Here is an 11,861-nt window from a genome sequence, read left to right as displayed (position 1 = left end):
GCGGGTGCCACCGGCGCCGTCACCAGCCCGAGGCCGTGTAGACCACGGACCGGGTGGCGTCGTCGCCCCAGGCCAGCTCGCGCAGCAGCGCCGCCGTGCCCGCCTCCGGATCGATCAGCCGGACGCCGCGCCTGGCGTACGCGCGGGCCAACTCCTCGGAGACCATGCCGTCGTGGCCGCCGCCCGGAGCCCACGGGCCCCAGTGCACGGTCAGCGCCCGGTGTCCGGTGCGCTCCGACCAGCGTGCGCCGATGTCGTCCAACGCGTCGTTGGCGGCGGCGTAGTCCGCCTGCCCGCGATTGCCCAGGGCGGCGGCGATGCTGCCGAACAGCACCGTGAAGCGCGGCCCGCCGGGCAGCTCCGCCAGCGCGTCCAGCAGGGTCCGGGCGCCCTCGGTCTTGGTGGCGAAGACCCGGCGGAAGGACTCCGGGTCCTTCTCCGCCAGCACCTTGTCCTCGATCACGCCCGCCGCGAACACCACGCCGTCCAACCGGCCGTGCTCGGCGTACACGCCCTTGACGGCCTGCCGCAGCGCCGCCGCGTCGGTGACGTCCACGGCCTGGTAGCGGGCGCGCGCGCCCAGCGCCGACAGCTCGTCCAGCGTGGCGGTGACCTCGCGCCCGGCCAGCAGCCGGGAGGCGGCGCGCTCGATCTCCGGCAGCGGCACGCCCTGCGCGGCCAGCGCCGCCCGCAGCCCGGCGCGGTCCCGGGCAGCCGCCGTCCGCGGGTCCTCCTCCGCCTCCGGCGGCGCGGTGCGGCCCAGCAGTTCGATACGGCACCGGGCGGCCGAGGCGAGAGCCGCGGCGACCCGCGCGGTGATCCCGCGCGCCCCGCCCACCAGCAGCACCACCGCATCCCGGTCCAGGCCCAACGCGGCGGCCTCGGCCGCGCCGTCCCCGGCCGGGCCCGCTCCGGTTCTGCCCAGGAGCCCCAGGTCGGACGGTTGCAGCGCCGGTGCCCGGCGCCCGGCCGGGCCGTGCAGCACCACCGGCTCGCGGTCCTCGCACAGCAGCTCGCCGAGCAGGGCGTCCGCGGTGTCGGCCGGGACCGCTGCCGGGTCGACCTCCACCAGCCGGGCGGCCACGTCGGGGTACTCCCGGGACAGCGTCCGGAACAGTCCGCGCAGCCCGTCCGCCCGGCCCGGTTCGACGGCCGTGGCCGGGCCCGGCTCGGCGGTCGGGGCGGTGCGGACGGCGAGCAGCCAGCGGGGTGCGCGGGCCAGGGCCGACTGCAGCACCGGAACGCAACCCGGCAGTACGGGCGCCCCGCGCCGGGCGAGGGCGTCCAGCAGGATCACCCCCTCCACCGGCTCGTCCGCAGCGAACTCGTGCCCGGCGTCCAGGGTGCGCACCTGCGCCCCGGCGGAGGCCAGCCGGGCGGCCAGGGCCTCGGCGACCCCGCCTCCGTCCGCGCCCAGCAGGGCGAAACGGGTGCCCGCGAGCGACTCCGGGGCGGCGGCGGGCCCCGCCAGCGGGACGTCGGCGAAGCGCAGCCGCACCGGCTCGTACCCCGCGACCGGCGTCGGCGGCTCCGGCTCGGCTCCCGGCGACCGTGACGGCTCGGGCTCCACTTCCGGTTCCGCCGCTGCTTCCGGCTCCGCTCCTGCTTCTGGCTCCGCTTCTGCTTCTGCGGGCGCGTCCAGCCGAGCGCAGAGCCAGGCGGTGATGGCGGCTGCGGTGCGGGCGGCGGCCAGCTCCTCGATCTCGTCGTCTCCCAGCGAGGCGAGGTCGGCCCCGGGGCCGGTGGCCAGGCGGCGGGCCAGCTGGCCGATGATCTCGGTGCGCTTGATGGAGTCGATGCTGAGGTCGGCTTCGAGGTCGAGATCGGGTTCGATCATGTCGGCGGGGTAGCCGGTGCGCTCGCCGATCACCTCCACCACCGTGCGCAGCACCTCGGCGGCTCCCATCACGGCAGGAGCGGCAGGAGCGGCAGGCGCCGCCGGGGCGACCGGCGTCGCCGCAACGGGGTCCGGCAGGGCGAGCGGCGCGGCCGTCGGCGCGTACACCGGTGCGGGCACGGCCACGGCCACGGGTGGCGCGGCCGGGAGCGCCGCCGGTGCGCCCGCGCCGCCGGGCGCGCCCAGGTAGCTGAGCATCACCTCCCGCTGGGCGGCGATCAACTCGCGGCTGCTGCGCAGGAATTCCGCAACCAGGGCCTCCCCGGCGGTCTGCCCGGGGCTGTGCGGCTGCGGTGTCTGTGCGGTCATCAGCATCTCCGGAACGGGTCGGGCCGGCGCGAGTGCACCGGGCAGCAGGTCTCCGGCGGCGGTGCGCACCAGCTGGCCGTCGACCGTCCAGCCGGGGCGGCGCGGGGCCCGGGCGTGGGCGGCGTCCACCGCGTCACGGCCACGGAACAGCCGCCCGGTCTGCACCGGCACCCCGGCGACGGCCAGCCGGGCCAGGGTGTCGAGGAATCCGGGCAGTCCGCCGCGCCGTCCCTCGACCGGTACGGCCAGGTGCGGCCGGTCCCCGAGCACCGCCGGGACCAGCCTGGTCAGCACGGAGCCCGGACCGGCCTCGACGAACACCCGGGCCCCGGCCGCGTACATGGACTCGATCTGTTCGGCGAAGCGCACCGGCGCGCCGATCTGCTCCGCCAGTTCGGCGCGCACCGCAGCCGGGTCGGCCGGGTAGGGGGCGGCGGTGCGGTTCGACCACACCGGGAACTCCGGTGCCCGGACGGCGCGGCCCGCCAACGCCTTGGCGAACCGCTCGCTGCCTCCGGAGACCAGCGGGCTGTGGAAGGCGCAGGCGACCTGCAACGGTTTCACCCCGAGGCCCGCCCGGCGCAGCAGGTCCGTGGCCGTGGCCAGCTCCTCGGTCGGGCCCGAGATCACCGTCTGCCGGGGCGCGTTGTGGTTGGCCGCCACCACGCGTCCGCTCAGCCCGGCCCCGGCGAGCAGGTGCTCGACCTGCTCGGCCCCGGCGGCGACGGCCGCCATCGTCCCGGCGTCCGCGCCCTCGCCGACCGCGTCCAGGATCGCCGCCGCCCGCTCGGCGCTGAGCGCCGGCAGGTCCTCGGCGGCGACGGCCCCGGCCGCGCACAGCGCCACCAGCTCGCCGTAGCTGTGGCCGCCCCCGAAGGCGGGACGCACCCCGGCCAGTCCGAGCAGTTCGTACGCCGCGAGACCGGTCATGCCCAGCACCGGCTGGGCGACCCGGGTGTCGGTCACGGCCGCCCGCTGCTGCTGCCTGCGCTCGGGGGTGAACGCCGCAGGCGGGTACAGCTCGTCCAGGTACTCCGGGCCCAGCAGCAACTGCCGTTGCAGCAGCGGGAAGGCGGTGAACAGCTCGGCGAACATGCCCGGACGCTGGCTGCCCTGTCCGGGGAAGAGGAACGCCACCTCACCGGCCCCCGGCAGCCCGCCCGGCTCTGCGCCGTCCGGCTCGGCCGGAGCCAGGTGCAGACCGGCCGCCGGATCGCCGTCTCCGGCCGCCGCGCGCCGCAGCAGCCCGCGCAACTCCTCCACCTCCGAGGCCACCACGGCGATCTGCACCGGGCCGTGGCCGCTCTCGGCCCGGCGGGAGGCGGCCAGCGCCAGGTCGCGCAGCCGCCACGGCGAGCCGTCGGCCTCGGCGAGCCGCAGCAGCTCCGCCACCCCGTGCAGCGCCCGCTGCCGGTCCGCGCCGCGGAAGGTGAACAGCTCGGCCGGCCACTGCTGGAGCCCGTGCACCGGCGCCGGTGCGTTGTAAGCCCGCATCACCACATGGAAGTTGGTGCCGCCGAAGCCGAACGCGCTGACTCCGGCCGTCCGTTCGGAGGGCGGTACGGCCCAGGGGCGGGCCTCGGTGTGGAAGGCGAACGGACTCTCGTCGGCCCGCCAGGCGGGGTTGGGCTGGGTGAGCTGAAGCGTGGGCGGTTTGACGCCGGTGTGCAGCGCCAGCGAGGTCTTGATCAGACCGGCCACCCCGGCCGCGCACTTGGCGTGGCCGATCTGCGACTTCACCGAGCCCAGCGCGCAACTCCCGGGCGCGGCCCCGGCCTCGGTGAACACCACGCTCAGCGTGGCCAGTTCGGTACGGTCGCCGACCACTGTGCCGGTGCCGTGCGCCTCCACCAGGCCCACCTCGGCCGGGCCGATGCCGGCGTTGCGGTAGGCGCGTTCCAGCGCGGCCCGCTGCCCCTCGGGGCGGGGTGCGGTCAGGCCCAGCGAACGCCCGTCGCTGGCGCTGCCGATGCCCTGCACCACCGCGTACACCCGGTCGCCGTCGCGCTCGGCGTCGGCCAGCCGCTTCAGCACCAGACAGCCCACGCCCTCGCCCAGCGCGATGCCGTCCGCCGACGCGTCGAACGGGCGGGACCGGCCGGTCGGCGAGAGCGCGTGCACCGAGGCGAACAGCAGGAAGTCGTTGATGCCGTTGTGCAGGTCCGCGCCGCCGCACAGGGCCATGTCGCTGCCGCCCGACACCAGCTCCCGGCAGGCCACGTCCAGCGCGGCCAGCGATGAGGCGCAGGCCGCGTCCACGGTGAAGTTGGAGCCGCCCAGATCCAGCCGGTTGGCGATGCGCCCGGAGATGACGTTGGCCAGCATCCCGGGGAAGGAGTCCTCGGTGAGGGTCGGCAGCTGCTCCGCGAGCCCCTCCGGCACCCGGCCCAGGTAGGACGGCAGCACCGCGCCCAGCACGCCCGCGTTGGACAGGTCGCTGCCAGCCTCCGCGCCGAACACCACGCTGGTCCGCGAGCGGTCGAACGGGCGGGCGCCGGTCGCGCCGCCGCCTCCGTCGTAGCCCGCGTCCACCAGGGCCCGGCGCGCCGCCTCCAGCGCCAGCAGTTGCACCGGTTCGATGCTGCCCAGGGCGGACGGCGGGATGCCGTAGCTGAGCGGATCGAACGGTATCCGCGGCAGGAAACCGCCCCACTTGGACGGCGTGGTGCCCGGTTCGCCGTCCTTCGCCCAGTACACCTCCGGATCCCAGCGCTCGGGCGGAACCTCGGTGACGGCGTCCACCCCGCCCACCACCTGCGCCCAGAACGCGGGCAGATCCGGGGCGCCGGGGAACATGCACGCCATGCCGATCACCGCGATGTCCAGCGGCGCGGGCTCCGGCTCCGCCCGGACAGCCGGTTCAATCCCCAGACGCTCCGTCAGTTCCGTGGACCTGGCGGACAGGAAGCGTTCGGCGCCGGTGCTGACGGCGTGGTGCAGCGCGGACAGCGTGGTGGTGGCCGAGCGCAGCACGGCCACCTGCCCGGCCATGAACATCCCCTGCTCCAGCTGGCCCTGCTCGTCCACCGGCACCAGCGCGCCGCCCGGCACCCGGTCGACACCCTTGCTGGCGATCCGCAGCCGGCCCACGTTCAGCCGCTCCAGCTGCTCCCACGCCTCCCGGTCGGGCACCCCCTCGGCCCGCAGCCGCTCCCGTTCCTCGGCGAAGTCGGTGGTGAAGCGGCTCGGCACGCAGCGGGTGGCATGGCCGGGCGCGGTCTGCAGCAGCTCGGTCCGCTGCGCCGCCAGCACCTGCCGCTGGAAGCCGGGCCGGACCGCTCCGCAGGCCACCGCCTCCTCGGTGAACAGGTACGCCGTGCCCATCAGCACGCCCGCCGCCACGCCGCGACCGGCCAGCGGCGCGGCCATGGCCGCCACCATCGCCGCCGAGCGCTCGTCGTGCACGCCGCCCGCGAACAGCACCTCGATCGGCGAGGCTGCGCCGGTGGCGTCCTGGAAGTCCTCCAGCACCGCCAACTGTGCTTCCCAGAGTGGAAAGCTGTGCCGGGGCCCGACATGGCCGCCGCACTCCGCGCCCTCGAACACGAACCTGCGCGCGCCGTCCTCCAGGAACTGCCGCAGCAGGCCCGGGGAGGGCACGTGCAGGAAGGTCCGGATGCCCGCCTCCTCCAGTGCCCGGGCCTGTGAGGGGCGCCCGCCCGCGATCACCGCGTGGCTGGGCCGGGCCGCCAGCACCTCCGCCAGCTGGGCGTTGCGCAGCTCCTCCTGGGCGAAGCCCAACACCCCGACACCCCAGGGGAGTTCGCCGACAGCGGCGGCGGTCTCGTTGAGCAGGGCGCGGGTCTGCTCCGGCCCGGACAGGGCCAGGGCGACGAAGGGCAGCGCGCCTGCGGCGGCCACGGCCGCCGCGAAGGCGGGCTGGTCGCTGACCCTGGTCATCGGGCCCTGCGCCACCGGCAGCCGGGTGCCCAGGGAGGCGCTGAGCGGCGATCCGGCGCCGAGGAGCGATCCGGCGCCGAGCGCCGAGGCGGTCCGCACCCCCTCCAGCACGGCCTCGCGCACGGCCTGCACGGCCCGCCCGGCCGTCCCCCAGTGCTCGGCGAACGCGCTTGCCAGGAAACCGTCCTGACCGACCATCAACTCTGATGCCGACTCGCTGTGCCCGCTCCGGCGGACGAGCACCCGGCGGCCGTCGACCACGCCGGTCTCGGAGCCGTCCATGCCGCGCACCGCGGCCGCCGCCTGTTCGGATGCGGCCGACTCGGCGAGCAGGGCGAGTTGGCTGTCCAGCACCACACCGGCCGCGCCGCCGACGACGGCGGCTGCGGCGGTGCGTAAGCCGATGCCGCCGCAGGCCCATACCGGCACCGTGACTCCCGGTGCCGACAGCAGTTGTTGGAGCAGTACGAAGCTGCTCAACTCACCGACTCTGCCGCCGCTTTCGGCGCCGCGCGCAATCAGGCCGTGGGCGCCGGCCCGGACCGCGCGCAGGGCCTGCTCCAGGTCGGTCACCTCGGCCAGGAGCCGGTGGTCGGCGTGCAGGGCGGCGGAAACCCGCTCCGGGGTGTCCGGGGCCAGCACCACCGTGTGCGGTCCGGCGCTGTCGTACAGGCGCAGGTCCTCGGGGGTGATCCGGCAGTCGGGGCCGATCCGGACGCCGAACGGCCCCGGGGCCGAGCGGCTGAGTCTGGACAGTTCCTCGCGGGACCGGCGGTCGCCGGTGCCGAGGTCCAGGACGCCGAGGGCGCCCGCGCGGCACAGGGCCGCGGCGAGCCCGGCGTCCGGCTCATGGAAGGGGGTGATCCCGAGGACGAGGTCGGTCTGCGGCGAAGCGGGCCTCATGGGCTCTCCGGGGGGCGTCACGGCGCAGGGAAGGGGGAAGGGATGGAGCTCGACTGACGGGGTGCCGTATGCGTGCTCTGCTGGTGCGGGTGCCGTTGAGTGACTCCCGAGTGACGCTACCCTTCGGTAGTGTACGAGGAGTTAGAGAAATATGACATGTGCATATCAAAGTTGACCAGAGGGCGTAACACGGCAAAAGCGGCGCGCCGCGGAGCCACCGTCTCCGGTGGGTCTCCGCAGCGCGCCGCCAAGCCTCCGTCAGTATCCGCCTGCTGACGATCCGTCAGGCAAACAGGGCCTTGCCCCACCAGTCGCCGGGGGCGCTGAGGCCGGGCGGCACGGCGAAGAGGGCGCTGCCGGTGTGCCGGATGTACTCGTTGAGGTTGTCCTGCTGGCCCAACCGGGTCTGGATCGGCACGAACTGCTTGCGCGGGTCCTTCTGGTACGCGATGAAGAACAGCCCGGCGTCGAGCAGCCCGGTGGTGGCGTTGATCCCGTCGGTGTACGAGTAGCCGCGGCGCAGGATCTTCTGGCCGTTGTTGGTCGCCGGTGCGGCCAGCCGTATGTGCGCGTTCAGCGGGATCACCGGGTTGCCCTGGTGGTCCTTGGCGGCCAGATCCGGGGTGTCGAACTCGTTCTTGCCGCCCAGCGGCGCGCCGCTGGTCTTGTAGCGGCCGAACACGTTCTCCTGGTCGGTGAGATAGTCGGTGTCCCAGGACTCGATGAGCATGCTGATGCGGCGCGCCACCAGGTAGCTGCCGCCCTTCATCCACTCCTGGTCGGTCTCTCCACCGACCCACACGTAGTCGTCCAGGTCGGACGCGTCCTGCGCCTTGATGTTGCGGGTGCCGTCCTTGAAGCCGAGCAGGTTGCGTTCGGTCTGCTGCTCGGTGGAGGTGGACGAGGTACGGCCGAAGCCGAGCTGGGACCACTTCATGACGGCGGTGCCGCGCGCCAGCCGGGCGAAGTTGCGGATCACGTGGAAGGCCACGGTCGGGTCGTCGGCGCACGCCTGCACGCACAGGTCGCCGCCGCTGCGGGTCGGGTCGAGCGAGCCGTCCCCCGGCAGCGTCGGCAGGTCCGCCAGCGCGGCGGGGCGGAACTTGGCCAGGCCGAAGCGCTGGTCGAAGAAGCTCGGCCCGAAGCCGACGGTCACCGTCAGGTTGGCCGCGCCCAGGCCGTCCGCCTCGCCGGTGTCGATCGGCGGCGCGGAGGGGGTGTTGTCCACCGGGCCGATCGGCAGGCCCTGGGTCATCTGCTCGGCGGCGGCGGCCCAGGTGCCGAGCAGCACCTGCACCGCCTGCGGGTCGGTGCTGGTGATGTCGAAGGCCGCGAAGGCGAGCCGGTCCTGCGCGGGCGTGGAGATGCCCGCCTGGTGCGCGCCGAAGAACGGCACCTGGCTGGTGGACCCCTGCGCGGACGCGGGGGAGGCGGTCGAGGGCCCGCCGGAGGACGACGAGGAGTCGGTGGCGTGCGCGATGCCGAAGCCGACGCCCCCCGCCGCCACCACGCCGGTGGCGGTGAGGGCACCGCCGAGCAGTCTCCGTCGGCTGGTCACAGGCTTCTCGCTCATCGGTTCACCCTCGCTCCGCCCGCACCCCGCCGCCCGAACCGTACGAGGACGGCCCGGGCGGGCGGTACGGCGGTGTTCTCCGTGTCTGGCATCGGTTTCTGACTGTGCTGCGGTTCCTGCTGTGGCGCGGTTTCCGGCGGTGCCACGGTGCTGCGGCGCCGGGCGGATCAGCTGTTGGCAACCTTACTGGCGACCTGGGACAGCGGCTCTTGCACGGCTTTCACCGCGGCGGCGAGCTTCTGCTTGTCGCTGTCGTTCAGCGACGTGTAGAGCTGGAAGCCGGAGGCGTTGGAGCCCGTGCGGTAGGTGTCCACCAGCGTGTCCAGCGCGCTGAAGGACGAGGAGATGGAGCCGGTCAGCGACGGGTCGATCTTCTGCAGGGCCGGCTGGAGCGCGGCGAACGCCTGCTCGGCGCCCTCGTCGTTGGCCTGGAAGTCCAGCAGGTCGATGTGCGAGTAGCGCTCCTCCTCGCCGGTGATCTTGCTGCTGGCCACCTCGTCCAGCAGCTCCTGGGCGCCGTTGGCCAGCTCGAAGGGCTTGTAGCTGAGGCCGGTGGTCAGCGTCTGGAGCTTCTTGACGTTGGCGACCAGGCCGTCGGCGTAACCGCTCAGGCCGGTCAGGCTCTTGGTCTGGAACAGGCCCATCTCGATGCGGTGGAAGCCCTCCCACTGCGCGGGGGGCACGTCGCCGGTGCGGGCGTCGATGTCGTTGTCGAGGTTGTCCGAGCCGACGGTGAAGGACTCGGCGACCGGCTCGATCTTCTCGTAGTACGGGCGGGCCTTCATGTACGCCTGCTGGGCGGCTGCCAGGTCGCCGCCCTGGATCGCCTTCTGCAGCGCCTCGCTGCTGCTCACCAGGTAGCCGACCTGGCCGGTGACGTAGGCCGCGTACTCCTTGGTGCCCTGGGTCAGCAGGCTGTCGACGCTGGCGTCGCCGCCGGCGGCCTTGCCGGTGACGGTCAGCGTGGTGTTCTCGTTCTGCGCGCCGGGGCAGTAGAGGGTGTAGCTGCCGGCGTCCACGTTGACCGCGAAGGTGCCGGAGAAGCCGGGCGGCAGGTTCTCCTTCTCGCCCACGATGCGCTGGCCGCTGAGGAGTTCGACCTCGCTGACGGCGGCGGCGTCCTTGTTGGTGATGGAGAAGGTGATGGCGCCCGCGGCGAAGGACTTCTGGTTCACCGCGCAGCCGTCGGCGGTGGATATGTCCACCACGGCCTTGTGTGCGTCGGCGGCCGGTGCGGCGGAGCCCGAGTTGGCGGCCGGGGACGCGGCGCCGGCGGACTTGTCGCTGGAGCTGCCACAGGCGGTGAGTCCGCCCGCGAGGGCGAGCACGGTGACGGTCGTGGCGGCAGCGGCCGTTCTGCGGCGGCGGCTTTCGGCGGAGAAGAAGGACAACTCAGGCTCCTGGCAGGGGAACTGGCATGACTGGCAAAGGCGACGAGGAACCCCGCGCCGGGCAAGGAAAACCTTAGCCCAACTAGGTAAGGAAAGCCTAACCTACCTGGGCGTCGGCAGTGGGGCCGGGGTCTGCGTGACCGCCGTCCCCCGCTGCCGCCGGTCCGCGGCGGCCGTCAGCCCGGCGGCGGCCAGCGCCACCACGGCCACGGCGACGGCCAGCCAGACGCCGGTGAGCAGGCTCGACCGGTCCGAGATCCGGGCCAGGTCGTGCCGGGCCGCCGACGCGGCGGCGGTCACGGTCGCGGCCGGGAACGCCTGACGGCCGGTCGCCACCGGGTCGTTCAGCGGCACCGCGCCGACCTGCGTGCCGACCAGCGTCGCCCGGACCGTCTCGGTCCAGCTCAGGTCGACGACGCGACCGGTGCCGGGCTCCACCCAGACCGTCAGCGCGTCGGTGTCGGCGTACTGGAGGCGCACCGAGTCGTCGGCCGGGGTCATGCCCTGCGGGACGACGCCCAGCGGCAGCCGTCCGCCGTTCAGCGCGGCGGCCTGCTCGAAGGTCATGGTGGTCGGACGCCCGGCCGCGCCCAGGCCGGGGCGGGAGCCGGTGTAGACGTCGACGGCCACCCCGTGCAGCTCCGTCCCGCCGGTGCGGCGCAGCGCCACCGGCACCGGCTGCTGCCCGCCCGCACCGACCGCCGGGGCGGCCGGGCTGGCCGGGGCGGTGCGGACGGTGGCGGTGTCCGCGTGCGGACCGGTCAGCACCGCGGTCAGCGGCCCGGCCGCGGTCACCGGGGTCTGGTCCGGGCTGCCCGGCAGGGTGATCGCCAGCACGGCCACGGCGGCCACGGCGGCGGCGGCCACGCCCGACCAGACCCGCACCATGGTGCGGCGGGAGACCGGACGGCTGGGCGGCCAGGCGACGTACAGCCCGACCGGGACCAGGTAGGCGAGCCAGCCGGCCACCTCGATCACCACCGGGTGCTGCTGGACGCCGAGCATCCCGGTCAGCAGCGCCGACTGCACCGAGCCGGGCTGCACCAGCCAGGTCAGGTCCACCGTGCCGCCCTGGCCGGCGTTCAGCCAGCCGGCCTCGTGCGCGGTGTGCAGCGCGTTGACCACCAGGCCGGCCGCGACCAGCACCAGCACCAGGCCGGTGGCCCGGAAGAACTTCGACAGGTTCAGCCGGACGCCGCCCCGGTAGATCGCCCAGCCGAGCACCACGGCCACCGCGATCCCGGCCAGCGCCCCGCCCGCGGCGTCCGCGGTGTTGCCGCTCTCGTTGAAGGCGGCCAGCAGGAAGACGACCGTCTCGAAGCCCTCGCGCAGCACGGCCAGGAAAGCCATCAGCACCATCGCGCGCGCGGCCCGGCTCCCGCCGTCACCGATCGCGGCGGCGGCCAGGCCCTCCAGCTCCTTCTTCAACTGCCGGGAGTGTCGCCGCATCCAGATGACCATGTAAGTCACCATGCCGACGGCGAGCACGCCGACCACGGTCTCCAGCCCCTCCTGCTGCTTCTGCGGCAGGTTGGAGGAGACCACCTTGAGGGCCACGCCGACGCCCAGGCACAGCAGCACCGCCGCCAGCACCCCGCCGTACACCCAGCGCAGCAGGTCACGGCGGCCCTGCTGTTTGAGGAAGGCGGCGATGATCCCGACGATCAGGGCGGCCTCCAGTCCCTCCCGCAGGCCGATCACAAACGTAGGCAGCATCTGACCGACCCGCTCCATCCACTAGGGAACACCGACTCTAAGGTAAGGCACACCTTAGCTTGCCGACCAGGCTCCCCCCGGTGCAGGCCGGTGCGTTGCGTCACGCACCGAGCGCACCGGCTGGACGCAACAGCGCCCGGTGCGGGTGACGGCCGCCGCCGTCGCCCGCACC

Annotated in this window: 4 protein-coding genes; all 4 read right to left on the bottom strand. The window is 74.4% G+C overall.

Annotated elements, in window-relative coordinates:
• Nucleotides 1–19 precede the first annotated feature (19 nt).
• Nucleotides 20–7,009, bottom strand: a complete 6,990-nt coding sequence (locus GXW83_RS22120; RefSeq protein ID WP_182444791.1) for a type I polyketide synthase — start codon at nt 7,007–7,009, stop codon at nt 20–22.
• A gap of 283 nt (nt 7,010–7,292) precedes the next feature.
• The gene (gene efeB, locus GXW83_RS22115; protein ID WP_182444790.1) at nt 7,293–8,582 is read right to left on the bottom strand and encodes an iron uptake transporter deferrochelatase/peroxidase subunit; all 1,290 of its coding nucleotides are present in this window, start codon (nt 8,580–8,582) and stop codon (nt 7,293–7,295) included.
• Nucleotides 8,583–8,749: 167 nt separating this feature from the next.
• Nucleotides 8,750–9,973 (bottom strand): iron uptake system protein EfeO, encoded by a 1,224-nt coding sequence (gene efeO, locus GXW83_RS22110; RefSeq protein ID WP_182444789.1) that lies wholly within the window; start codon nt 9,971–9,973, stop codon nt 8,750–8,752.
• Between the two features lie 102 nt (nt 9,974–10,075).
• Nucleotides 10,076–11,689, bottom strand: coding sequence for an iron uptake transporter permease EfeU (gene efeU, locus GXW83_RS22105; protein ID WP_182444788.1), 1,614 nt, complete (start codon nt 11,687–11,689; stop codon nt 10,076–10,078).
• Between the last annotated feature and the right edge of the window lie 172 nt (nt 11,690–11,861).

Origin of the sequence: Streptacidiphilus sp. PB12-B1b, from assembly GCF_014084125.1 — a bacterium.
Classification (GTDB): Bacteria; Actinomycetota; Actinomycetes; order Streptomycetales; family Streptomycetaceae; genus Streptacidiphilus.
This window is presented reverse-complemented; position numbering and strand designations above follow the sequence as displayed.

Coding starts and splice junctions, on each gene's coding strand:
- GXW83_RS22120 (WP_182444791.1), bottom strand. CDS start 7,009: ATGAGGCCCGCTTCGCCGCAGACCGACCTCGTCCTCGGGATCACCCCC.
- efeB (WP_182444790.1), bottom strand. CDS start 8,582: ATGAGCGAGAAGCCTGTGACCAGCCGACGGAGACTGCTCGGCGGTGCC.
- efeU (WP_182444788.1), bottom strand. CDS start 11,689: ATGCTGCCTACGTTTGTGATCGGCCTGCGGGAGGGACTGGAGGCCGCC.